The following is a 24,310-nucleotide window of genomic DNA, read 5'->3' on the forward strand; positions in this document are numbered from 1 at the left end:
AGTTTACCGTTCAGGCGGATTGCTCGATCACGCCACGCCAGCCGAGACCACGATAGGTCTCGTAGCCCGGCGTCTCGTGGAAGGCGACGAGACGGCCCGCCGTGTCGATGTAGCTTCCCTGAACCTGCCCGCCGGCACGGAGGGGATAGCGCTCGGAGAGGATGCCCTTGCCCTTCGAACAGGCGATGACGCGGTTCTCCGCATCGAGCAGCATGACGCGGCTATGGTCCCGTTCCGCAGGCGCGAGGCGGACGCCCTCGACGATGGTGCGTGCCTGCGGCTCCCAGTCGAAATGGATCGCGAGAAAGCCGATCGGTTGGCCATTGGTCTCGCCGCCCTCTCGCACGGAGGCGACGTAAGTCGCGCTCTGAGATCCGTTCAACGCGGCGAGCCGCGCCACGTTGGCGACGGCGAAATCGTCGCCCGATGCGAGCGGCTTGGCCTGGGCGAACCAGGGTTCGCGGCTCACGTCATGACCAAGGATATCGAACCGGTCGGGCCGGCCGTTGGCAATCACCTTGCCGTCGAGGCTGCATAGCCAGAGATCGAGATAGACCGTGTAGGCGGACAGGATGACCCCGAGCCTCTGCGAGGCGTGGGCCGTGGCGGCGTCCGTAGGGTCAAGGGCGCATTCGACCACTGCGGCGTCGGTTGCCCACCACCTCACATCGCAGGTGCGCTCGTAGAGGTTCCGATCGATGATTTCGACGGCATTGAGGGCGAGATCGATGCAACGGGCTGCCCGCCCTTCGCTCGTGAGGTGCTCCACGGCCTTCGTCAGTGTATCGACACCGTCACCCAAGGCATTGCCGAGGCTCGAGACGAGCCCTTCGATCTCGCCGGCCACGCTGCGGACCTCGTTGGCGACGACCGAGAAACCGGCGCCGCGTTCGCCGGCATGGGCCGCTTCGATGAGCGCGTTCATGGCGAGCAGGTTCATGCGTCGCGTGATCGACTTGATCGATCCTATGCTGTGATCGGTGAGAGATTTCAGCTGTCGCGTCGATGTCTCGACGAGCATCGACAGATTGTCGGCCGGCTGCGCGGCTTCGGTGCATTTCGGTGACATGGCAACTCTCGAGATGCGTAGGCCACGTTTCGAGCCTGGTATTTTTAGTCTTAAGATAGAGTGGAAGCTTGGTAGTCAGCGGCGTCGAAACGATTTGACCGAGTTCGATCGGAGATATTCTCGTTGTTCAGACCGAGAAAATCGTCGCAATAACGATGCCACGTCTATGGCGATGCCTAGCGTGGTGATGCGGGATCGCTGGCCTCGGCGTCCGGCGTATCGAGATAGTATCGTTTCAGCATGAAAAGCGCGCCGCCTGTGATCGCTTTGTGATCAAGGCGGATGGCCGACAGCCCTGCACCGCTCTCGAACAGGCAGTCGATGCGGTGCTGACGGTTGCCCAAGGCGTAATCGACGCGCACGCTTTCGGGCGCCGACCCACGGCCGACATGCAGCAGACGCGGGTTGAGATCGGAGGCGACCAGCGCCGGGAGCGTCCGCCGACAGGTCGTGATCCGCTGCCGATCGATGGAGCTGTCGCAGCCTGCCAGAAACAGGATCGTGCAAAGGGCCGCGACGGCCCGCAGGCGCATCTCAGATGCCGTCGCGCAGCCGCTTGGCGACGCGGAGGGCGTAATAGGTCAGAATGCCATCGGCGCCGGCACGCTTGAACGCGAGGAGGCTCTCGGTCATGGCGCGGTCACCGTCGAGCCAGCCGTTGAGGGCGGCGGCCTCGATCATCGCGTACTCCCCCGAGACCTGATAGGCGAAGGTCGGCACGCCGAATTCGTCCTTCACCCGGCGGATGATGTCGAGATAGGGCAGGCCCGGCTTCACCATGACCGAATCCGCACCCTCCTCGATGTCGAGGGCGACCTCGCGCAACGCTTCCGCCGAATTGCCCGGGTCCATCTGATAGGTCCGCTTGTCGCCGACCAGGGCGGCCGACGTGCCGATGGCATCGCGGAACGGGCCGTAGAACGCGCTGGCATACTTGGCTGCGTAGGCCATGATCTGAACGTCGCGGAAGCCCGCCTTGTCGAGGCCGGTGCGGATCGCGCCGACGCGGCCGTCCATCATGTCGGAGGGCGCGATGATATCCGTGCCCGCCTCGGCCTGGATCAGGCTCTGCTCCACGAGGAGCGCCACGGTCTCGTCGTTGAGGATCGCGCCGTCCTCGAGCAGGCCGTCATGGCCGTGGCTGGTATAGGGGTCGAGGGCGACGTCGGTCATCACGCCGATCTCGGGCACCGCCTTCTTCACCGCCCGCACGGCGCGGCAGACGAGGTTGTTCGGGTTGAGCGATTCCGAGCCGGTCGGGTCACGCAAGGCCGCATCGGTATAGGGAAAGAACGAGATGGCGGGAATTCCGAGCCGGGCCGCGCGCTCGGCATCGCGGACGATCTCGTCCACGCTGAGGCGCTCGACCCCCGGCATCGAGGCGATGGGCTCGCGCCGGCCGGTCCCCTCAACGACGAAGAGCGGCCAGATCAGGTCGTCCACTGTCAGGGTGTTCTCGCGTACGAGACGGCGCGACCATTCCGCCTTGCGGTTGCGACGGGGGCGTTGCGTGATGCTGAGCGACGCGCAGGAACTCGCCTTGGCCGTCTCGATGGCGAGGGGACGCGGGGTCGGGGTCGCTTCGGTCATGGGATCGGTCTCGGATGCTCGTCACGGGCGCGTCGAGGTCGGCGTATCACATCCCCAAAACTCTTCGAAACCCGGGCCGATCGCCGCTGTCCGATTGACGCGGCATCCCGGACTTCGTCTAAGCGACGCCCTGGGCGCGATTTTTTCTCACGCCGGCTCGACGCGTAGCCGGTGGAACCCCTCCGCTCTGCCAGGGCCAGGCAGCCTTCCGATGGGAGGCTTATCGGAGACAATGGATGACGGGCGCGGACGAGCCGGAGATCCTTTTCGAGCGGCGCGGTGAGGCCGGGCTCATCACCCTGAACCGGCCTCGATCCCTCAACGCGCTGACATTCGCCATGTCGACGGCGATGTACGGCGCCTTGGCGGAATGGGAGAGCGACCGGACCGTGACCCGCGTCATTGTCCGTGGCCGCGGCGGCCGGGCCTTCTGCGCGGGCGGCGACATCCGCCAGATCTACGATCTCGCCCGCTTGGGACGCCAGGAGGACGTGAAGAAGTTCTGGCTCGCGGAGTACCATCTCAACGCGTATGTGAAGCGCTACACCAAGCCTTACGTTTCCCTGATCGAGGGGATCGTCATGGGCGGCGGGGTCGGGCTCTCCCTGCACGGCAGCCACCGCGTCTCCTCGGAGCGATATGCCTTGGCGATGCCCGAGGTCGGGATCGGCTTCTTTCCCGATGTCGGCATGACCTATTCGCTGCCGCGCCTCGCCAACCGCTCCGGAACCTACCTGGCCCTCACCGGTGCCAGGGTCGGTGCGGGCGATGCCCTCGCCCTCGGGCTTGCCACGCATCACTCCGAGGCCGCCGATTTCGATGGCATCGTCGACGACCTCGCGAAGGGCGGCTCCATCGAAGCGGCACTCGACCGCCATGCCACTCCGCGCCCGGAGATCGGTCCCGTCATCGCCCAGGCGGAGACGATCGCTGCCTGCTTTTCGGCAGCCAGCGTGACCGAGATCCTCGCCAGGCTCGACGAGAATGGGTCTTCCTTCGCCATCGAGACCGCCGCGCTGATGCGCACCCGCTCTCCGCATTCCCTGTCTATCGCCCATGAGCAGATGCGGCGTGGCATCTCCATGGAGTTCGGCGAGGCGATGCTGGCGGAATATCGTCTGGCGATGCGCGCCATGGGCTGGCACGACTTCCACGAAGGCGTCCGCGCCGTGCTCGTGGACAAGGACAACCGGCCGGATTGGCACCCTGCCGACTTGGTGGGCGTGGACCCGGTGGGGATCGCAGAGGCCTTCACCGCGCTGCCTGACGGCGATGAGCCGCGTTTCGATGGATCGGAAGGGATCACGGCATGAGGGGACTGACCAAGGTCGGCGCGACGCGCGACGGACGCGGGCGTGCCAGTGAAATGGCCGGTGACCGCATCGAACGCTCTCCGCGCGTCCCGCAGACCGGTTGGGACGTGGTGCTGGTCTGGTTCATGCGTATCACGGCGCTGTTCTGGGTCGTGAAGGGCATCTCGACCTGGGCGACGATCCTCGACGTCTTTCCAGGCGCGCGCCCGTTCGAATCCGAACCGCTGGGCCGTCAGACCGTGATCGTCTTCTTTGCCGTTATCGACTTCATGGCGGCGATCGGGCTGTGGCTGACCAGCGCCTGGGGCGGTGTAGTCTGGTTGTTGGCCGCCACCAGTGCCGTCACCCTGGCGATCCTGACGCCGCATCTGCTGCCGATGTCGTTGTCCTCCATCGCAGTTCACGGAAGTATTATTGTGATCTATTTTGCTTTATCTTGGGCTGCCGCTCGCGAGGTCAGGTAAACAACACCTTACTGAATTACTTTCACTTTGCATTTACCGACAGAGGTAAATCGCAAATTCATCCTATCGCTTAAACCGTCTTTCATCCGTGACTCGTAGATTGGCTTCATAAGCGGTGCCGAACACAACGGCGCCCGACACAAAACCCTGACGAGGCATTCCGATGAAGTCCCAGTCCGCCAAGGTGATCGACACCAATACTTCCACCGAGACCAACCCCGCTCACGGTTCCTATCTGGAAGCGCTGCATCTCGTGGAACGCCTTCATCGCCGCCTGCTCGACGTGATCAAGGACGAGTTCGAGCGTCGGGGCCGCGAGGACGTCAACAGCGTCCAGGCGCTGCTGCTCTACAATATCGGCGACAAGGAACTGACGGCCAGCGAGCTGCGGACCAAGGGTTATTATCTCGGCTCCAACGTCTCCTACAACGTGAAGAAGCTCGTCGAGGCCGGCTACCTCCACCACGCGCGGTCGAAGACCGACCGCCGTTCGGTCCGGATCAGCCTCACCGACAAGGGCCGCACCATCCACGACATCATCCAGGGCCTCTACGACAAGCACGCCCGCACCATCCAGCCGATCGGCGGGATCTCCGACGACGATTTCGGCCGCCTCAACCTCGCTCTCGGCCGCCTCGAGCGCTTCTGGACCGATCAGATCCGCTACCGCCTCTAAGGCTGTGACTTAGACGAGAAACGGCAAGGAGCCGGATGGCAGCGCCATCCGGCTCCTTGCCGTTCGCACGTCTTTCCGACGCAGGTCGAGAACGAAAAAAAGGCGGCGCCCCTTCCAGGGTGCCGCCTCGAATCAAGGCTCCTAGGAGCGACCGGCTTAGTTGAAGGTGTCGATCTCAGCCGACTCGTAGCTGGTGACTTCCATGCCGACGCATACTTCCTGAACGATGGGGGCAGACCACGTCATGACGTTTCTCCTGGTTGAGGTTGATTTAGCTTGGTGACACGGGCCCGTGAGGGCGCCGATCCCTTAGTTGAAGGGATCGATTTCCGCCGACTCGTAGCTCGTGACTTCCATGCCGACGCAAACTTCCTGAACGACGGGGGCAGACCACTTCATGGCAAAACTCCTTCGTGTTCGACACCCAAGATATAGGCGATATATTGGGCACAATACAAGCGGGCACGAGACTTATATTTTTCATATGAAAGGGCGATCGAACCGCGTTTTGGGGTTCTTGTGGGAGAAATCTCTGCCGTTTCAGACATATAATGCTAGATCGTTCAGCTTTAGCCGACGATCCGAGAGCATTTGTCCGGGTCTGACGGGTCGTCCGAAACGCTTTGCCGACTGGGACCGTGACTCCGTCGGAATACGGCGCGAGGCGTCGCGAAATCCGGCTTGACGCTTCGCGTCGTGAAGCGCATGCGAGCGCCGCCGACGACTTCGCCTTGGCGATGTGCATGTGCAGATCGCAAGACGAAGCCTTGGAGCCCGAATTCACAATCCATGCCCAGCGACAGTCCCGCCGATCCAAGATGCACGGCCGATATCGCCCTGACCGCCTGACGCCCTGACGGGTTTATCGCGGCTCACCGCGATCCGGCCGAACATGGCTCGATCGCGACCCTCCCGTGAGGTGAGCCCATGAACGAGATCGCCACCTTCCCCAGTAAAGTCGATCCCTCCGTGCTGGCCGCACGGCTGTCGGATGAACGCGCGCCCGATATCGTCGAGGCGCTGAACGAGGAAGCCCCCGAGGTCGCCGCCGCGATCCTGCTCGGGCTGCCCCACGACCGGGCGGTCGAGGTGCTCGACCAGCCCGAACTCGACCATGCCGCCGACATCATCGAGATGCTGCCGCGCGACCGGGTCGCCTCTTATCTATCGGGCATGTCGGCGGACCGGGTGACGGATGTGTTCCGCGAGATCGAGGAGCCGGGGCGCTCCGACCTCAGGGCGCGGCTCGATGCGGAGACGCGCGGCACGATCGACCGGCTTAGCGCCTATGGCGAGGAGAGCGTCGGCTCGCTGATGACCACCGAATTCGTGGCGGTGCCGGGAAACTGGACCGTCCAGCAGACTCTCGACCACGTCCGCACGGTGGAGAAGACCCGCGAGACGATCTACTCGATCTTCGTCCTCGACCCGCGCACCCGAGCGCTGACGAAAGCCGTGCCGTTGCGGCGGCTCATCTCCGGCAATCCCGACGACAACGTTCTCAGCGTCGCGCCGGGTCGGCGGCCGCTCGCCGTCTCGCCCACCGCCAGCCGAGAAGAAGCCGCACGGCTGATCTCGAAATACGACCTGCTGGCCCTGCCGGTGGTCGATGCGGTCGGCCACGTCATCGGCATCGTCACCGTCGACGACATGATCGATGCCATGGTCGAGAAGCAGACGCAGGACGTGCAGCGCTTCGGCGGCATGGAGGCTTTGCCCGAGCCCTACATGGATATCGGGTTCGGCACGATGATCCGGAAGCGGGCCGGCTGGCTCTGCGCCCTGTTCCTCGGCGAGATGATGACCGCCACCGCCATGCAGGGTTTCGAGGGCGAATTGGAGAAGGCGATCGTCCTGACCCTATTCATCCCGCTCATCATGAGTTCGGGCGGCAATTCCGGCAGCCAAGCGACCTCCCTTCTCATTCGCGCGCTGGCGCTCAACGAGGTTCGCCTGCGCGATTGGTGGCGGGTCGCCCTTCGCGAGTTGCCGACGGGATTGCTGCTCGGGGCGATCCTCGGAACGATCGGAATCATCCGCATCGTGGTCTGGCAGAAGGCGGGACTCTACGATTACGGCGAGCACTGGATGCTGGTCGCGGCCACGGTGGGGGCCGCGCTGGTGGGCATCGTCACCTTCGGCTCTTTGACGGGATCGATGCTGCCCTTCGTGCTTCAACGCCTCGGCTTCGATCCGGCGACGGCCTCGGCACCATTCGTGGCGACCCTCGTCGACGTCACCGGTCTCGTCATTTACTTCTCGGTGGCGATGCTGATCCTGAAAGGGACGCTGCTCTGAGCGGTAAGCCTCCCGGGCGGATGCCCGCTCGGGAGGAAGGTTCGTGCGACGGATGTCACGCCGGGACGCGGCCATCCGGCGTGTAGCGATCGATCGCCTGCGGCAGGTCGCGTGACAGGCGAGAGAGCAACTCCTCGCGCGACAGACCCGTTTGTTGGGCGAGGGTCGCGAGAATGTCGGGGCCGATAGCTTGCTCCAGATGCTGAGGAGCGATTTCCTTATTCGGACCTTGATTGACCCATGACGACGCCGCCTCACCGTGGCCATTTTGCGTGAAACGGTCGACGAGTTCGTTCAATCCTCCTCCGAGGAGGCCGCCGGCACCCGCTCCGCCGAGAGCGCTGCCGAGTTGGCCGAGTATTCCGCCGAGGCCGCCCTGGCTGGCTGATGGCTCATTGGGCGCTCCGGGAGCGGCGGTCTTGTTCGTGGCGCCCCCCAGGAATTCGGCGATCTTGTCTCTATTCTGGTAGCCCGCCACGGCGAGCAGGCCCAGCAATGCCGTCATCGACGGATAACCGCGGCTCATGCGCTGTCTCCCTTGAAGTTCGCCGTCATCACCCATGAGTGGGGTTCGGCCATCGTCACACCGATTACGGAGCGACGGTCCGGTAACGCCCGCAGGCCGGCGCCGGATGCATAGGGCTGTCGGATCAGGCCAGATCGTGGATCGATGGCGCACTGCACAAGAAACTTGGATGCCGACTGGTTGTCCGTCACGACCCGCGCCTTACGTCGCAAGCGAAGCTGTTCGGTGAGGGAACCAGACCATTCCGGACAGCCTTCTCACCTGTGGCCGGGGCGACTCCGCCGAGAGCATTCCCGATGAACGAGATGGCGGTCTGATGCGGCGCACCCATGACATGAATTTCGGCGCCACCATCACCGAGGATGGCGTGCGCTTCGCCATCTGGGCTCCCACGGCCAAGGACGTCGCTCTCGTGGTCGATGGGGCAGAGCATCCGATCCCTGACGCCGGTGAAGGTTGGCGCCGCGCCACGGTGCCGGATATCCGCCCTGGCGCGCGCTACGGTTTCCGCATCGACGGCGATCTCGTCGTACCGGACCCGGCCTCACGCTTTCAGCCCGACGACGTGTCGGGCTTGAGTGAACTCATCGACCCGAAGGCCTTCGATTGGAGTGATGGCGAGTGGAAGGGACGCCCCTGGGAGGAGGCGGTCCTCTACGAGCTTCATGTCGGCACGGCCACCGAGGAGGGCACCTATGCCGCCCTGGAGGCCAAGCTCGAAGACTTCTCCAACCTTGGCGTCACCGCGATCGAATTGCTGCCGCTGGCCGATTTCAAAGGCACGCGCAATTGGGGCTATGACGGCGTGCTGCCCTACGCGCCGGATGCCGCCTATGGCCGCCCGGAAGACCTCAAGCATCTGATCGACAAGGCGCATTCGCTCGGGCTGATGGTATTCCTCGATGCGGTCTACAACCATTTCGGCCCGGCCGGGAACTACCTTCACGCCTATGCCAAGACCTTCTTCACCGAGCGGCACCAGACACCATGGGGCGCCGGCATCAATTTCGACGGCGAGACCAGTGGCAAGGTCGTGCGCGACTATTTCATCGAGAACGCCCTGTACTGGCTGGAGGAGTACCATTTCGACGGTATCCGCTTCGACGCCGTGCACGCCATCCTCGACGACTCCGAGAGGCATTTCATCGGCGAGCTTGCCGAGACCGTCCGCGCCCGTTTGCCGGGCCGTCACATCCATCTCGTCCTCGAGAACGAGGCCAATCAGGCGCGGTGGCTGGAGCGTGACGGCAATGCCCAGCCGATCCAGCACACGGCACAATGGGCCGACGACCTCCACCATTGCTGGCACGTGCTGCTGACGGGGGAGGATGCCGGCTATTATGTCAGTTTCGCCGATAAGCCGGTGGAGCATCTCGCCCGCTGTCTGTCGGAAGGTTTCGCCTATCAGGGGGAGCCGTTCCCGAGCCTCGACAACCACCCGCGCGGAGAGCCCTCGGCCCATCTGCCGCCCTCGGCCTTCGTCACCTTCCTCCAGAACCACGATCAGGTCGGCAACAGGGCCTTGGGGGAGAGGCTGAGCGCGCTCTGCGACCCGGACAAGCTCGCGCTGGCGAGAGCCGGCCTGCTCCTCGCTCCGCAGATCCCGATGCTGTGGATGGGCGAGGAATGGTCGGCCTCGGCGCCATTCCTGTTCTTCGTCGATTTCGCCCCGGATGAGGAGCTGAACAAGGCGGTCCGCGAGGGGCGCCGCCGGGAATTCAAGAGCTTTGCCGCCTTCGCCGACGATACATCGGTCATTCCCGATCCGACCGGGGAAAAGACCTTCCTCGATTCCAAGGTCGACTGGGCGGAGCGGGAACGGCATCCCCATCGCGGCGTGCTGGCCGATACCCGCAACCTGTTGCAGATCCGGCATCAATCCGTCGTGCCGCTGACGAAGACCCGCTACCTCGGGGCCGATGTGAACCGGCCATCTCCCGATGCGCTGGATGTGACGTGGCGATACGAGGGCGGCACCTTGCGTTTCGTCGCTAATTTCGGTGCGGATTCCCTCGCAGTCGATGCCAATGGAGGACAGGTGATCTGGTCGAACGGACATACGGGGAGCGAGATCGAGCTTCCCACTTGGACAGGCATCGTGCTGACGGGCGTCGCTCGATGAGCCGCGATCTCGAACGTCTCGCCGACCTCCTCGGCATCGCTTCCGGCTATACCGACGCCTTCGGCCAGCCCGTCGAGACCAGCCTCGAGACCCGCCGCGGGATGATTGCGGCTTTGGGTTTTCAGGCAGGAAGCGACGATGACATCGCGGCCAGTCTGGCCGAGGTCGACATCGTCCGAAGCGGGCTGGTCCCCGCTCTCGTTCCCGTCGAGGCGCGTCGCGCGTCCACGATCCCTGTTCAGGCCTTGGACGCTCAAGGCGCCGTATCATGGCGCCTCATCGACGAGCGCGGCCACACGCGGGAGGGACGCGCGTCGATCGCGAGCGCGGATCGGCCCCATATCGAGCTGCCTCCGCTGACGCCGGGCTATCACCACCTCACCGTCACTCTCGGTGACCGGAAATCGGAATCCTGGGTCATCGCGGCGCCGCAGCGTTGCTGGCGTCCTGCGGCCTATGCCGACGAGGGTGCGCGGGATTGGGGTCTCGCCGCACAGCTCTACGGCTTGCGCTCACCGGACAATCTCGGGATCGGCAGCTATGCCGATGCCGGGCGCGCCGCACGGGATGCTGGACTCCGTGGTGCTTCCTTCCTGGGTCTCAGCCCGGTCCATGCGCTGTTCGAGGCCGATCGCAGCAAGATTTCACCCTATTCGCCGTCGTCGCGCCTCTTCCTCGAAACCTTGTTCATCGAGCCGGGCGCGCTGCCAGGATTTGCCGGCTCCGCCGCTGCCGCTCTTCTGGCGGATAAGGCGTCGCAGGTGGACGCCCTGCGGGCTGCGACCCTCGTCGATCATCAGGGTATCTGGGAGGTGCTGTCTCCGGTCCTGGAGGCGTTCTGGCTCGATTCCTCGGCACGAAATGGCAAGGACGCCGCGTTTTCCGCTTTCCGCGAGGCGGGTGGGTCGGCTCTCGAAGCCCACGGGACGTTCGAGGCGCTCTCAGCCTATTACAAGGCTCTCGGCGCGTACTGGTCCGGCGATTGGCCGGAGGAGATGCGCCGGGCCGGAACGGCGCCGGTGAACGAATTCGCCCGTTCCCACGCCGAGGCCGTCACCTACCATATCTGGCTACAATACTTGGCCGACTGCCAGTTGTCCGATGCGTCGAACGCCGCCCTCGAGAGCGGTATGAGGCTCGGCCTCTATCGTGATCTGGCGGTCGGTGCCGACCGTGGCGGCTCCGAGGTCTGGTCTCACCCCGAGCGGTTCGCGAACGGCGTCTCCATCGGTGCGCCGCCGGATCTCCTCGCGCCCAAGGGGCAGGATTGGGGCTTGCCCGCCTTCCACCCGCTCGAGATGGAGCGCGACGGACTCGCCGCGTTCCGCGCGCTCGTCCAGGCGAACATGCGCCATGCCGGTGCGATCCGTATCGATCACGCTTTCCAACTCGCGCGCCTCTTCCTCATCCCGACCACCGGCTCGGCGAAGGATGGGGCCTATGTCGCCATGCCGTTCGAGCCGATGCTGGCGGTGCTCCGGCTGGAGAGCCACCGCGCCAGATGTCTCGTCATCGCCGAGGATCTCGGCACGGCGCCGGAAGGCTTCTCCGATGCACTGATGCAGGCCGGCATCCTGAGCTATCGCATCCTCGCTTTCGAGCGCGAGCATGGCGGCCGTTTTAAGAGCCCTGGCGCCTATCCTCGTGACGCTTTGACGGCGATCACCACCCACGACCTGCCGACCTTCGTCGGCTGGTGGCGCGGCGTCGATACCGACACCCGTCAAGCACTTGGCCTCTACGATGCCGAGCGCGCGGAAGCCGAGCGCCGGGAGCGCGTGACCGAGCGTGCCCGCCTCACCGAGGCTTTGGCCTCCGAGCAGTTGCTGCCGAGCTACGATGTACCGGAGGTGGCGCCGTTCGAGGCGGCAGCCCGCTATCTCGCGCGTGCGCCATCGATGCTGACGGCCGTCCAGTATGAGGATGTCGTTTCCGAGTTGAGCCAGGCCAACGTTCCGGGCTCGACCGAAGGCTATCCGAACTGGCGCCGCAAGCTCGACCGGAGCCTGGAGGCCATCGCCGCGCCGGGTGGTCCGCTGGCGAAGCTCGCCGCAGCACTCTCGGCCGAAGAGCGCGGACCCCGCTCCGGAGCGGCGAGACTGTCGTCGCCGCCGCCGCGTGCGACCTACCGACTGCAATTCCACAAGGACTTCACCTTCGCGGATGCCGAGCGGATCGTGCCGTATCTGGCAAAACTCGGCATCAGCCACGTCTATGCTTCGCCGATCCAGAAGGCGCGCCCCGGCTCGACCCATGGCTACGACATCGTCGATCATTCGACGATCAACCCGGAGCTCGGTGGCGAGGAGGGCTTCGTCCGTTTCTCCGACGTCATGCATCGGCATGGGCTGAAACTGCTGCTCGACATCGTGCCGAACCATATGGGTGTCGGCGGTGCCGACAATCCGTGGTGGCTTTCAGTCCTCGAATGGGGCGATCTCTCACCGCTCTCGCACGCCTTCGACATCGATTGGCAGCGTCAGGGCGCGCGCAACAATCTCGTCATTCCGTTCCTCGGCGATCGCTACGGCGAAGCCCTCGAACATGGCACTCTCGACCTGAAGTTCGACGTGACGGCCGGTGCCTTCAGCGTCTGGCATTACGAGCACCAATTCCCGATCTGTCCGCTCCAATATCCGTCGATCCTCAACCGGGCGCTCGCGGCCCATGGCGAGATCGGCGACGATGCGGCGGCCGAGATGCTCGCCGTGTCGGAACGGCTGCGCCTCATGAACGAGGAAACCAATCCGGAGCGTCGCCGTGCCTTCCCGGAGGAAGCGGACGAACTCAAGCGGAGGCTCTCCGATGCGGTAGTGGCCTCACCCGCGATCGCGAAGGCGATCGACCGGACCTTGACCCTGCTCAACGGTTTCGAAGGCAGGCCGGATAGTTTCGGCCCGCTGCATCGGCTTCTGGAACAGCAATCCTACCGTCTCGCCCATTGGCGCGTGGCGGCGAGTGACATCAATTACCGCCGGTTCTTCGACGTGAACGGCCTCGCCGGCCTGCGCGTGGAGAAATCCGATATCTTCCATCGCTCGCACGAGACGGTGTTCCGCCTCATCTCCGAAGGGCGGATCGACGGACTTCGCATCGACCATATCGACGGTCTCGCCGATCCGCAGGGCTATGCGCGTGCCCTGCAAAGCGCCGTGGGGCCGGGCTTCTACGTGGTCGTCGAGAAGATCCTCGAGCCCGGCGAGAAGCTACGGCCGTGGCCCGTCGCCGGCACGACCGGCTACGACGTGCTCAACCAGCTCGACGGCGTCTTGGTCGATCAGGAGAAGCACACCCGGATCACCCGGTTCTATCGCTGGGCGACCGGCATGGACGAGCCCTACAAGGCGCAGCTCCGGGCGGCCAAGGCCGAGATCCTCGAGATCAGCTTTGCCAGCGAGCTCGAAGTGCTGACCGCCGACCTCAAGCGGATTGCCGATGCCGACCGGCGCACGCGCGATTTTTCGGTGAACGCCATTCGCCGGGCATTGATCGAGATCATCGCGCGCTTCCCGACCTATCGCTCCTACCTGCCGGGGGACCTCGACGAGAGCGATGTCGAGGACGAGGATATCCGCCTCATCCAGGGGGCGGTCGCCAAGGCCAAGCGCTGGAGTGCCCTGCCGGACAGGTCGGTCCACGATTTCGCGTCGCAGGCACTGCTCGGCCGGATCGATACCGTCGGGCCGGGCCGTCCCGATCCCGCCGTGATTCTCCGCTTCCGGCGCCGGTTCCAGCAATTGACCGGCCCGGTCATGGCGAAAAGCCTCGAGGACACGCTGTTCTACCGATTCTCCGAATTGCTCGCCCTCAACGAGGTCGGCGGCGATCCGGGCGAGTACGGTCTCGATCTGGAGCATTTCCATGCCCTCCAGGCGGCGCGGGCTCGCGATTGGCCCAACGCCATGATCACCACGGCGACCCACGACACGAAGCGCGGCGAGGATGCCCGCTCGCGTCTCCTCGCCCTGTCCGAGATCCCCGAAATCTGGGCCGAGGCCTGGACCATCCTCGGCCAGTCGGCCCGCACCCACCTCACCGCCACCGAGGACGGCCCGGCCCCCGATGCCAACGACCAGTGGATGTTCCTGCAGGCCATCCTCGGTGCATGGCCGCTCGAATTGCTGGACGAGGACGATCCGGCCGAGATCGAGGAGTTTCGCGAGCGGCTCGATGCCTATTCGGAGAAGGCTTTGCGCGAGGGTAAGCGCCGGTCGAGCTGGGTCAATGTCGACGAGCCATACGAGGCGGCGGTCAAGCGTCTGTTCGCCGGCCTGATTGCGCCGGGCTCGAAATTCATGACGCTGATGCGGCCGATCGCAAGGCGGCTCGCGCATCTCGGCATGATCGCCGGACTAGGCCGCACCGTCCTGAAAGCGACCCTTCCAGGGCTCCCCGATGTCTATCAGGGTACCGAATTCTGGGATTTCTCCTTCGTCGATCCCGACAATCGGCGCCCCGTCGATTACGCGGCACGTGCCGAAGCTCTGAATGACGGCGCCGACATCGCCGGGCTTCTCGGCCATTGGCAGGACGGACGGGTGAAGCAGGCGACACTGGCTCGCCTGCTTGCCGACCGCGCCGAGAGACCCAGTTTCTATGCCGATGCCGATCATCTCGCGGTGAATGCGGAGGGTCGCCTGGGCGCCCATGTCATCGCATTCACACGTTCGGATGCCACCAGCGGGGAAGGCGACCTCCTCGTCGCCGTCCCGCGGCTCGTATCGGGCCTCATCGACGACACGCCGTGGTCGGGCGAGGCGTTCGGCGGCACCGTTCTATCGGTGGCGGCGGAAAGTCGATGGGTCGATCTGATGACGGGCGCGGACATTCAGCCGGACGGAACGTCGATCGATCTCGGCCGGTTGTTCGCTCGTTTACCCTACGCGGTCCTCAAGCGGATCGCTTGAGCTTCGGCGACGGCCGCCCCGCCGTGCCGGAGCGGACCCGAGACAGGCATCGAACCAGGGTCATTCTCATCGAGGATCGCCCGTCCCCTTGCCCGCCCCGCTGTTGCGCGGGCGGACTTCCTCCGGGAAGGGGGCAACGTCGAACGATAATGGAGTACGCATGAACGCGCCGAACCCTGCCAAGATCTCCGCCGAGCGGACCGAAGCCGGACAGGTTGCGCTGCCTGCGGGCCTCGCCCCCCGCGCCGAGGGGCCGCGCATCTACAACCTGTTCCCGCTTCTCGTCGGTCGGGTTTCCGCATGGACGGCGGAGCTGCCGCGCATCGCCGGAATGGGCTTCGACTGGGTCTACCTCAACCCATTCCACGAAACCGGCGGATCGCGCAGCCTCTACGCGGTGTCGGATCCGAACCGTCTCGACGAGCGCTTCCGCGACCATGACGGTACTTCGGATGACGAGCAGATCCGCCGGTTCTGCGCCGCTGCCCAGGCACACGGCATCGGGGTGATGACCGACCTCGTCATCAACCACACCGCGAAAGACGGACCGCTCGCACGGACGAGGCCCGACTTGTTCCTTCGTGACGAAGCGGGCAACATCGAAAGTCCCGCTGCTATCGATCCGGACGATCCGTCGATCCGCACGGTCTGGGGCGACCTCGCCGAACTGAACTACCATTCGGCCGATGCCAGGGAAGAGCTGACCCGGCTCTGGGCCGGCTACATCAACCGCATGCAGGACCTTGGCGTACGCGGCTTCCGTTGCGATGCCGCCTACAAGGTGCCGCCGGATGTCTGGCGTTCACTGATCGGCGCCGCCAAGGCGCTCGAATCCGACTGCCTGTTCGCGGCCGAGACCCTGGGCTGTACGTTCGAGGAAGCGCAGGCCACGGCGGGCGCCGGCTTCGACTACCTGTTCAACTCCTTCGCCTGGTGGGATTTGAAGGCGCCCTGGGCGCTCGAACAATACGACCGTCTTCGTGTCATCGCGCCCTCCATCGCCTTCCCGGAAAACCACGACATGCCGCGCCTCGCGGCCGGGCTCGCTGGCGGCGCGGACGCGATCGCGCGTCATCTGAAGGCGCGTTACGCCCTGGCCGCGTTCTTCTCCGCCGGTGTGCTCCTGCCCATCGGCTACGAATGGGGATATCGCCGCGCCCTGCACGTGGTCGAGACGACGCCGGATTCGCGTGAATCCGCCACAGGAATCGACATTTCAGGCTATGTCGCGGCGGTCAACGCGTTGAAGGCCAGCCTCGCCTCGGCCAATGTCGAGGGCGCCCAGGCCAGGATTTCGGCGCCGGATGCGGGCTATGTCGCCCTCCTCAAGTTCGACACCGGTCACGGCGCCTCGGCCCGGCATGCGACGCTCGTCCTGTTCAATCCCGGCCCAACGGCAGTGGCGGTGGATGCCGGCCCGCTGGTGGCGCGGACCGGCGGCATGCTCGGCCGTTTTCAAGATCTCACTCCGGAGGCGGAAGCGATCGACTTCCTCCCCGGAACGAGTTTCGATCTTGCGCCCGGTGAGGTTCGCATTCTCGCGGCTGCACGAAGGGCTACCGCGAAGGCCCCGAAGCTCACGAATCCATCCGGTGAGGGCCGTGTCGTCATCGAAGCGGTGGCTCCCGAAATCGACGGTGGCCGATCGCCGATCAAGCGTGTCGTCGGCGAGCAGGTGGCAGTCTCCGCCGACATCTTCAGCGATGGTCATGAGATCATCGACGCCGCCATTCTGTCGCGCGTTGTCGGCGAAGAGGAGTGGCGCTCCGACCGGATGGTGTTCGTCGACAACGACCGCTGGAGCGGCTCATTCCCGCTCGAACACAATGCCCGCTACGAGTTCACCATCGAAGCGTGGCGCGATGCGTTCTCGTCCTGGATTCGCGACACGCTGAAGAAGCGCAATGCAGGCGTTGATGTTCGGCTGGAGACCATCGAGGGCGTCACCCTCGTGCAGGGTGCCGCCGACCTCGCCACCGGACGGGATCAGACGCGCCTGCAGGCTGTCGTTTCCGACCTGGCGGCGCAGGAGACCGGTTCCGGCGCGCAGCTCGATCTCATCCTCGATCCCGAAACCGCGTCGTTGATCCGCAAGCATGCCGAGCGGGTCAACCTCTCGCGCTATGCAGTGAACGTGCCGGTGATTGCAGACCGTCTCGCGGCCCGGTTCTCCGCCTGGTACGAGATCTTCCCGCGCTCGCAATCGATGAATGTCAGCCGTCACGGCACTTTCGACGACGTGATCCGCCGACTTCCCGAGATCCGCGAACTCGGCTTCGACGTGCTCTACTTCACGCCGATCCACCCGATCGGGAAGACCAACCGCAAGGGCAAGAACAATACCCTCAAGGCCCTGGAGGGAGACGTCGGCTCCGTCTACGCGGTCGGCTCCGAGGAGGGCGGGCACGAGGCGGTCCATCCCGAACTCGGCACCCTCGACGATTTCCGCCGTCTGGTCGCGGCGAGCCATGCCTACGGGATGGAGGTCGCCCTCGATTTCGCGATCCAGTGCTCGCCCGACCATCCCTGGATCAAGAACCATCCGGAATGGTTCGAGTGGCGCCCCGACGGCACCCTGAAATTCGCCGAGAACCCGCCGAAGAAGTACGAGGACATCTCGAACGTCCATTTCTACGGCGGCGCACTACCCTCCCTCTGGATCGAGTTGCGCGACATCGTCATGGGCTGGGCCGAACTCGGCGCCCGCATCTTCCGCGTCGACAACCCGCATACAAAGCCGATCCCGTTCTGGGAGTGGATGATTGCCGAGGTCAATGCGCGCTACCCGGACGTGATCTTCCTTGCCGAAGCCTTCACACGGCCGAAGATGATGAAGAAGCTGGCGAAAGCCGGCTACCAGCAGAGCTACACCTACTTCACCTGGCGCAACACGAAGCAGGAACTGATCGATTACTCGACCGAGCTCGCTGGTGAGATGGGGGAGTATTATCGGCCGAACTTCTTCGCCAACACGCCCGATATCAATCCGGTCTATCTTCAGAACAGCGGCCGCGCCGGCTTTATCGTCCGCGCGACGCTGGCGGCGACCCTGTCATCCGTCTACGGCATCTATAACGGCTTCGAGATGTGCGAGGCGGCGCCGTATCCCGGCAAGGAGGAATACCTCAATTCCGAGAAGTACGAGCTGAAGGCTTGGGATTACCACGCTCCGGGCAACATCCGCGCGCACATCATCAAGCTCAACCGCATCCGGCAGGAGAACCCGGCGCTTTGGGACTTCCGCAACATCACCTTCACGGGCGCCTATAACGACCAGATCGTCGCTTATGCCAAGGCGACGCCGGAGGGCGACAACTGCATCTTCGTGATGGTCAACCTCGATCCGAAAAACCGCCAGGAATGCACTTACGAGGTGCCGCTCTGGCTGCTCGGCCAGCCCGATGACGGCGCGGTCGAGGTCGAGGATCTGTTGCTCGGTTATACGTTCGAGTTGCGTGGCAGATCGCACCGCATCGCCCTCGATCCCACGGATCGCTCCGTGGTGATTTGGCGCCTTCGCGCGCCCCGGCGGGTTGCGGAGTAGGCGCCCGCGTGTCAGCAGAAAAACCCGAGTTTTCAGCCGTCCGTCGCGTTGTCGCCCAGAAGCTGGCGCCAAAGCTGCGGCCGACGCAGCGGCACCGCTCGTTTCTGCGAACGGTGCTCGCCGCTAAGCCGAACACGCCCTTGAACCCGACGCATGAGGCAACGACGCGATGATCGATCGTAGCGATCCGCAATGGTACCGTGACGCCATCATCTATCAGATCCACGTCAAGTCGTTCTTCGACTCGAATAATGACGGGATCGGCGATTTCGAGGGCCTGACGCAGAAGCTGGACTATGTGCGGGACCTCGGGGTCACCGCCATCTGGCTGATGCCGTTCTATCCGTCTCCCCTGCGCGACGACGGCTACGATATCGGCGACTACCGGGACGTGAACCCCTCCTATGGCACGATGGAGGAGTTCCGGAAGTTCGTGGACGCCGCGCATGATCGCGGTCTGCGCGTCATCACCGAGCTCGTCATCAACCACACCTCGGACCAGCATCCCTGGTTTCAGCGCGCCCGCGAGGCGCCGGCCGGCTCGCCCGAGCGCGACTTCTACGTCTGGTCGGATACCGACACGCCGTATTCGGACACGCGCATCATCTTCCTCGACACCGAGACCTCGAACTGGACCTGGGACCCGGTCGCCAAGCAGTATTTCTGGCACCGGTTCTACAGCCACCAGCCCGATCTCAACTTCGACAACCCGGCCGTGCTCGAGGGCGTGATCGAGGTCATGCGCTACTGGCTCGACATGGGCGTCGATGGTCTGCGCCTCGACGCGATCCCCTATCTGATCGAACGCGACGGCACCAATTGCGAGAACCTGCCGGAGACCCACACGGTCATTAAGGCGATCCGTGCCGCTCTTGACGCGAGCTACCCCGACCGGATGCTGCTGGCGGAAGCCAATCAGTGGCCGGAAGAGACCGCCCAGTATTTTGGCGACGGCGACGAGTGCCACATGGCATTCCACTTCCCGCTGATGCCGCGCATGTACATGGCGATCGCCCGCGAGGACCGGCACCCGATCACCGACATCATGCGCCAGACCCCGGAGATCCCGGAGGGCTGCCAATGGGCGATCTTCCTGCGCAACCACGACGAGCTGACCCTCGAAATGGTGACCGCGGAAGAGCGTGACTACCTCTGGTCGTTCTACGCCGCCGAGCGCCGCGCCCGCATCAATCTCGGCATTCGTCGCCGTCTCGCGCCGCTGCTGGAAAACGACCGGCGCAAGATCGAACTCATGAAGTCCCTCGTCCTGTCGATGCCCGGCACGCCGGTGCTGTATTACGGCGACGAGATCGGCATGGGCGACAACATCTATCTCGGTGATCGCGACGGCGTGCGGACCCCGATGCAATGGTCGCCGGACCGCAACGGCGGCTTCTCGCGGGCCAACCCGCAGAAGCTGTTCCTGCCCTCGGTTCAGGACCCGATCTACGGTTTCGACGCGATCAACGTCGAGGCGCAGACCCAGTCGCAGACCAGCCTGCTGAACTGGACGCGGCGCATGATCGCCATCCGCAACAACTCGGTCGCCCTCGGGCGTGGCGGGATGCAGTTCCTGTATCCGACGAACCGCAAGGTGCTGGCCTGGATCCGCGAATTCGAAGGTGAGCGCGTGCTTTGCGTCGCCAACCTGTCGCGGGCGCCGCAGGCCGTTCAGCTCGACCTGTCCGAGTTCCGCAGCGCCGTGCCGGTGGAACTCACCGGCGGTTCGGAATTCCCGGCCATCGGCGAGTTGCCCTATCTGCTGACCCTGCCGTCCTACGGATTCTATTGGTTCTCCCTCAACGCGGCGAATGCCGGCCTCGTCGGCCCGCAGCCGGAGACCCCCGAACTCTTCACCCTGGTTCTCACCGGCGGTATCGAGACCCTGATGGCCGGACGCGAGCGGACCGCCTTCGAGCGTACCGTCGCCCCGCGCTTCATCGGCACGCGGCGCTGGTTCGGCGCCAAGGGGTCTCGCATCAAGTCGGTCTCGGTGATCGACAGCGCGACGCTGAAGGATGCCGGCGGCGAGACCCGCTTCCTGCTGCCGCGCGTCGCCGTCCATCTCGCCAACGGTGAACGACAGGATTACTTCGTCCCGCTCGCGGTGGACGAGGGGCGCGAGGACGAGACCCTGATGCCGCATGCGGTCGCCCGCGTCCGGCGCGGCCCGCGGACCGGCCTGCTGTTCGGAGCCTCCGCTTCGGCACCGTTCGCGGTCGCGCTGATCGACGGCATGCGCAACAGTCTCGAACTGCCGACGGAGACGGGCAAGCTCGTCTTCTCGCATACCTCGGCCTTCCAGCAGGACCTCGTCGTCGATGTCGGCGAAGTCCGCAGTCTCAACGCGGAGCAGAGCAACACCTCGATCGCCATCGGCTCGAAGATGATGCTCAAGCTGCTGCGCCGCATGCAGACGGGGGTCCATCCCGAAATCGAGGTCGGTCGCTTCCTCACCGAGCAGGCGGGATTCGCCAATACGCCGGCCTTGCTGGGTGTGGTCGAGCAGGTGGCCGAGAATGGCACGCGCACTGCGCTCGCCGTGCTCCAGGCCTTCGTCCCCAATCAGGGCGATGCCTGGACTCTTATGCTCGAAGGCCTGCGCCGCGACTTCGACACTGTCGTTCTGGCACCCGAGAGCGAGGCTCCGTCGCCGACGGAGGCCTTCGCTCCGCATCTGCGCTGGGCCGAGCTACTCGGTCGCCGCACTGCCGAGCTGCACAATGCCTTCGCCATCGAGACCAGCGACCCGGCCTTCTCGTCCGAGCCGTTCACGCATGAGGATCTGCGCGATCTTGGCGACGACGCCCGCCGCCTCGGCGAGCGCGCCTTCCGCGCTCTCGATTCCATGGCCGGTCGTGTCTCCAATGCGGCCAGCACCGAGCTTGCCGGTCGCCGCCGCGAGGTCGAAGCCCTGATCGACGAGTTGACGATGCGTCCGCCGCTGGGCGCGACCAAGACCCGTATTCACGGCGACTTCCATCTCGGTCAGGTGCTCGCTTCGGAAAGCGATCTCATCATCATCGATTTCGAGGGTGAACCGGCTCGTCCCGCCGACGAGCGTCGCGCCAAGTCGACGCCTCTGCGCGACGTCGCCGGCATGCTGCGCTCCTTCGCTTACGGAGCCGAGACCGTGACGCGCGAGATCGCGGCGCGGTTCGCGGATTCGGAAGAGCGGGCTCGCAATGCATCGATCGCCTGGCGCGGCATGATCGATGCTGCGTTCCTCGATGCCTACCGCGTCGTCGCCTCGGCGAGCCGCGCCGCGGTGACCGACCCGGAGACCGAGACGCGGCTGCTGTCGCTCTCGCTCCTGGCGAAGGCGCTCTACGAGGTCGATTACGAGGCCAATAACCGGCCGGATTGGATCGAAATCCCAGCCCGTGGGGTTCTCACAATTCTGGACGATACCAAGAGAGGCGTTTGAATGACGGATATCGACGACAGGTCGGCGAAGAAGACTGAGCGCGAGAGGAGCCCGTCCGACAGGACGGCGGGGTCCTCGCATGCTTCGGGACAGCCCCGTCAGACCGATGCCGATCCGTCGACCGTTCAAGGCGTGCATCCCGACGCGGTCACTGCCGTCATGAGGGCCGACCATGGAGATCCTTTCTCCGTGCTCGGTCCCCATCAGATCGGCCCTGGTCTTTGGGAAGTGCGGGTCATCCTGCCCGAGGCGAAGTCGGCCCATCTGGTCACCGGCGGCAAGCGCATCCCGTTCGAGCGCCGTCATCAGGACGGGTTCTACGTCGCACGGGTTCAAAGCGAGGGGCGGCCGCTCTATGAGCTCGCGGTCGAGGGCTGGGACGGCACCGAGCGTCCACGCCACGACCCCTACAGCTTCGGGTCTTCGCTCCATCAGGGCGACATCGACAACCTTCGCGAGATCGGCAGCGACGTCACCTATAGGGTACTCGGGGCCCAGGCCATGGTCCTCGACGGCATCGACGGATTTCGCTTCGCGGTCTGGGCGCCGAATGCCCGTCGCGTCAGCATCGTCGGAGATTTCAACGAGTGGGATGGCCGGCGCCACCCGATGCGGCTCTGGCAGAACGGCGGCATCTGGGAGCTGTTCGTTCCAGGCCTACGCGCGGGTGCACATTACAAGTTCGAAATCAGAGGACCTGACGGGGCATTGCTGCCGTTGAAGGCCGATCCCGTCGCCTTCGCCGCACAGAAGCCGCCTGAGACAGCCTCCGTGCTCCAGGGCACGAACGAGCCGGTCTGGAGCGACGCCCAATGGATGGCGACGCGGGGCGAGAAGGACCCACGTCACACTGCGATCTCGATCTACGAGGTCCATCTCGGTTCCTGGGCGCGTGTCGCCGAGGAGGGCAACCGCTACCTGACCTACAAGGAACTCGGCGAACGCCTGATCCCCTACGTCAAGGAGATGGGCTTCACGCATATCGAGATGCTGCCGATCACCGAGTATCCGTTCGACGGCTCGTGGGGTTACCAGCCGGTGTCTCTGTTCGCGCCGACGAGCCGCTTTGGCACGCCCGATGACTTCGCGGCGTTCGTCGACACCGCTCACGAAGCTGGCATCGGCGTGATGCTGGACTGGGTGCCGGGGCACTTCCCCCTCGACGCTCACGGTCTCGGCCAGTTCGATGGCACCCACCTCTACGAGCACGCCGATCCGCGTCAGGGCTTCCACCAGGATTGGGGGACGTACATCTACAATTTTGGCCGGACGGAAGTGTCGAGCTTCCTCGCCGCCAATGCCCGCTTCTGGCTCGAACACTACCATCTCGACGGACTGCGCGTGGATGCCGTCGCGTCGATGCTCTACCTCGATTACTCGCGTCGTCAGGGCGAGTGGATCCCGAACCAATACGGCGGCAACGAGAATCTCGACGCGATCAACTTCCTGCGCAAAACTAACGAGGCCACGTACAGCCACGCTCCCGGCACGATGACGATCGCCGAAGAGTCGACGTCATGGCCGGGCGTGTCGCACCCGACCTATACCGGCGGTCTCGGCTTCGGCTTCAAGTGGAACATGGGGTGGATGCACGACACCCTCGAATTCATGTCGAAGCAGACGATCCATCGCCGTTATCACCACCACGACCTGACCTTCGGACTGCTCTACGCCTTTTCCGAAAACTTCATCCTGCCGCTCTCGCACGATGAGGTCGTTCACGGGAAAGGTTCGCTCCTCGACAAGATGCCGGGCGATCGCTGGCAGAAATTCGCCAATTTGCGTGCCTATTTCGGCTACATGTGGGGCCATCCCGGCAAGAAGCTGCTCTTCATGGGCGGTGAGTTCGGGCAGCAGAAAGAATGGAACCACAATCAGAGCCTCGATTGGCACCTGCTCGATGATCATCTGCATCGCGGCATGAAGGATCTCGTTCGCGACTTGAACCACCTCTACACGTCGACACCTGCGCTCTACGCCAGGGATTGCGAGGCCGCCGGTTTCCAGTGGCTGGTATCCGACGATCAGGACAACAGTGTCATCGCCTGGGCGCGCAAGGGTCTGAGCGCGGGCGAAGTCGCCATCGTCGTCTCCAACTTCACGCCCGTGCCGCGGGAGGGATACCGCATCGGTGTGCCGGAGGCGGGGTTCTATCGCGAGGCGATCAATTCGGATGCGGAGCGCTACGGCGGTTCGAACGTCGGCAACATGGGCGGTGTCCAGGCCGAAGCGATCGAGAGCCACGGCCAGCCCTATTCGCTGGTTCTCACGGCGCCGCCTCTAGGGACCATGATCTTCGTGCGTGAGGGCTGATGGCGCTTGTGCCGTCACGAGTTCGGCGGATCCATCCGCGAATGTTCACCAGATAGACAAA

The 24,310-nt window shown here is 64.6% G+C and carries 15 protein-coding genes; 9 read left to right on the forward strand and 6 right to left on the reverse strand.

The window, feature by feature from the left end; genetic code table 11:
• Positions 1-10: 10 nt before the first annotated feature.
• From A3OK_RS24665 to hemB, 3 genes are all read right to left on the reverse strand, one after another.
• Positions 11-1,069 carry a methyl-accepting chemotaxis protein gene (locus A3OK_RS24665; protein WP_019902970.1) on the reverse strand — a complete coding sequence of 353 codons (1,059 nt, stop codon included), beginning with the start codon at positions 1,067-1,069 and terminating at the stop codon, positions 11-13.
• Positions 1,070-1,245: 176 nt separating this feature from the next.
• A complete protein-coding gene (locus tag A3OK_RS0100485; RefSeq protein WP_019902971.1) occupies positions 1,246-1,602 on the reverse strand; it encodes a hypothetical protein in 357 nt (118 codons plus the stop codon).
• Between the two features lies 1 nt (position 1,603).
• The gene (hemB, locus tag A3OK_RS0100490) at positions 1,604-2,659 is read right to left on the reverse strand and encodes a porphobilinogen synthase (protein ID WP_019902972.1); all 1,056 of its coding nucleotides are present in this window, start codon (positions 2,657-2,659) and stop codon (positions 1,604-1,606) included.
• A 236-nt stretch (positions 2,660-2,895) separates the two neighbouring features.
• Here hemB and A3OK_RS0100495 point away from each other — a divergent pair, with 236 nt between their 5' ends.
• The 3 genes from A3OK_RS0100495 to A3OK_RS0100505 all read left to right on the forward strand — a co-directional run bounded on the left by A3OK_RS0100495 (position 2,896) and on the right by A3OK_RS0100505 (position 5,112).
• Positions 2,896-3,972, forward strand: a complete 1,077-nt coding sequence (locus tag A3OK_RS0100495; RefSeq protein WP_019902973.1) for an enoyl-CoA hydratase/isomerase family protein — start codon at positions 2,896-2,898, stop codon at positions 3,970-3,972.
• Positions 3,969-4,436 (forward strand): DUF6163 family protein, encoded by a 468-nt coding sequence (locus A3OK_RS0100500; protein WP_019902974.1) that lies wholly within the window; start codon positions 3,969-3,971, stop codon positions 4,434-4,436. The genes A3OK_RS0100495 and A3OK_RS0100500 overlap by 4 nt, the downstream gene beginning before the upstream one ends.
• 163 nt (positions 4,437-4,599) lie before the next feature.
• Positions 4,600-5,112, forward strand: coding sequence for a winged helix DNA-binding protein (locus A3OK_RS0100505; protein WP_019902975.1), 513 nt, complete (start codon positions 4,600-4,602; stop codon positions 5,110-5,112).
• 156 nt (positions 5,113-5,268) lie between these two features.
• On the opposite strand, the gene pqqA (A3OK_RS22170) is transcribed toward A3OK_RS0100505, so the two are convergent.
• Positions 5,269-5,358 carry a pyrroloquinoline quinone precursor peptide PqqA gene (pqqA, locus tag A3OK_RS22170; RefSeq protein WP_018042171.1) on the reverse strand — a complete coding sequence of 30 codons (90 nt, stop codon included), beginning with the start codon at positions 5,356-5,358 and terminating at the stop codon, positions 5,269-5,271.
• A 63-nt stretch (positions 5,359-5,421) separates the two neighbouring features.
• A complete protein-coding gene (pqqA, locus tag A3OK_RS22175; RefSeq protein ID WP_019902976.1) occupies positions 5,422-5,511 on the reverse strand; it encodes a pyrroloquinoline quinone precursor peptide PqqA in 90 nt (29 codons plus the stop codon).
• Positions 5,512-6,039: 528 nt separating this feature from the next.
• On the opposite strand from pqqA (A3OK_RS22175), the gene mgtE reads away from it, so the two are divergent.
• Positions 6,040-7,410 (forward strand): magnesium transporter, encoded by a 1,371-nt coding sequence (gene mgtE / locus A3OK_RS0100520; RefSeq protein ID WP_019902977.1) that lies wholly within the window; start codon positions 6,040-6,042, stop codon positions 7,408-7,410.
• Positions 7,411-7,465: 55 nt separating this feature from the next.
• Here the strand turns inward: mgtE and A3OK_RS0100525 are convergent, their stop codons facing one another.
• A complete protein-coding gene (locus tag A3OK_RS0100525) occupies positions 7,466-7,936 on the reverse strand; it encodes a YidB family protein (RefSeq protein ID WP_019902978.1) in 471 nt (156 codons plus the stop codon).
• Between the two features lie 316 nt (positions 7,937-8,252).
• Here A3OK_RS0100525 and treZ point away from each other — a divergent pair, with 316 nt between their 5' ends.
• From treZ to glgB, 5 genes are all read left to right on the forward strand, one after another.
• Positions 8,253-10,058: a malto-oligosyltrehalose trehalohydrolase gene (gene treZ, locus A3OK_RS0100530; protein WP_019902979.1), complete on the forward strand. Its 1,806-nt coding sequence runs from the start codon at positions 8,253-8,255 to the stop codon at positions 10,056-10,058.
• On the forward strand, positions 10,055-14,965 hold the full coding sequence (locus A3OK_RS0100535; RefSeq protein WP_019902980.1) for a malto-oligosyltrehalose synthase: 4,911 nt from the start codon (positions 10,055-10,057) through the stop codon (positions 14,963-14,965). The genes treZ and A3OK_RS0100535 overlap by 4 nt, the downstream gene beginning before the upstream one ends.
• Positions 14,966-15,125: 160 nt before the next feature.
• A complete protein-coding gene (locus tag A3OK_RS0100540; RefSeq protein WP_019902981.1) occupies positions 15,126-18,509 on the forward strand; it encodes a maltotransferase domain-containing protein in 3,384 nt (1,127 codons plus the stop codon).
• 169 nt (positions 18,510-18,678) lie between these two features.
• Complete coding sequence (treS, locus tag A3OK_RS0100545; RefSeq protein ID WP_019902982.1) at positions 18,679-21,936, forward strand: maltose alpha-D-glucosyltransferase; 3,258 nt, start codon at positions 18,679-18,681, stop codon at positions 21,934-21,936.
• Complete coding sequence (glgB, locus tag A3OK_RS0100550; RefSeq protein WP_019902983.1) at positions 21,937-24,249, forward strand: 1,4-alpha-glucan branching protein GlgB; 2,313 nt, start codon at positions 21,937-21,939, stop codon at positions 24,247-24,249.
• Positions 24,250-24,310 lie beyond the last annotated feature (61 nt).

The sequence above is a fragment of the Methylobacterium sp. 77 genome, from assembly GCF_000372825.1.
Lineage (GTDB): Bacteria > Pseudomonadota > Alphaproteobacteria > Rhizobiales > Beijerinckiaceae > Methylobacterium.

Bases quoted from the DNA above. Each gene is read 5' to 3' on its own strand.
- pqqA (WP_019902976.1), bottom strand. From the start codon at position 5,511: ATGAAGTGGTCTGCCCCCGTCGTTCAGGAAGTTTGCGTCGGCATGGAA.
- treZ (WP_019902979.1), top strand. From the start codon at position 8,253: ATGCGGCGCACCCATGACATGAATTTCGGCGCCACCATCACCGAGGAT.
- A3OK_RS0100500 (WP_019902974.1), top strand. From the start codon at position 3,969: ATGAGGGGACTGACCAAGGTCGGCGCGACGCGCGACGGACGCGGGCGT.
- hemB (WP_019902972.1), bottom strand. From the start codon at position 2,659: ATGACCGAAGCGACCCCGACCCCGCGTCCCCTCGCCATCGAGACGGCC.
- treS (WP_019902982.1), top strand. From the start codon at position 18,679: ATGATCGATCGTAGCGATCCGCAATGGTACCGTGACGCCATCATCTAT.
- mgtE (WP_019902977.1), top strand. From the start codon at position 6,040: ATGAACGAGATCGCCACCTTCCCCAGTAAAGTCGATCCCTCCGTGCTG.
- A3OK_RS0100505 (WP_019902975.1), top strand. From the start codon at position 4,600: ATGAAGTCCCAGTCCGCCAAGGTGATCGACACCAATACTTCCACCGAG.
- A3OK_RS0100485 (WP_019902971.1), bottom strand. From the start codon at position 1,602: ATGCGCCTGCGGGCCGTCGCGGCCCTTTGCACGATCCTGTTTCTGGCA.
- A3OK_RS24665 (WP_019902970.1), bottom strand. From the start codon at position 1,069: ATGTCACCGAAATGCACCGAAGCCGCGCAGCCGGCCGACAATCTGTCG.
- A3OK_RS0100535 (WP_019902980.1), top strand. From the start codon at position 10,055: ATGAGCCGCGATCTCGAACGTCTCGCCGACCTCCTCGGCATCGCTTCC.
- glgB (WP_019902983.1), top strand. From the start codon at position 21,937: ATGACGGATATCGACGACAGGTCGGCGAAGAAGACTGAGCGCGAGAGG.
- pqqA (WP_018042171.1), bottom strand. From the start codon at position 5,358: ATGACGTGGTCTGCCCCCATCGTTCAGGAAGTATGCGTCGGCATGGAA.
- A3OK_RS0100540 (WP_019902981.1), top strand. From the start codon at position 15,126: ATGAACGCGCCGAACCCTGCCAAGATCTCCGCCGAGCGGACCGAAGCC.
- A3OK_RS0100495 (WP_019902973.1), top strand. From the start codon at position 2,896: ATGACGGGCGCGGACGAGCCGGAGATCCTTTTCGAGCGGCGCGGTGAG.
- A3OK_RS0100525 (WP_019902978.1), bottom strand. From the start codon at position 7,936: ATGAGCCGCGGTTATCCGTCGATGACGGCATTGCTGGGCCTGCTCGCC.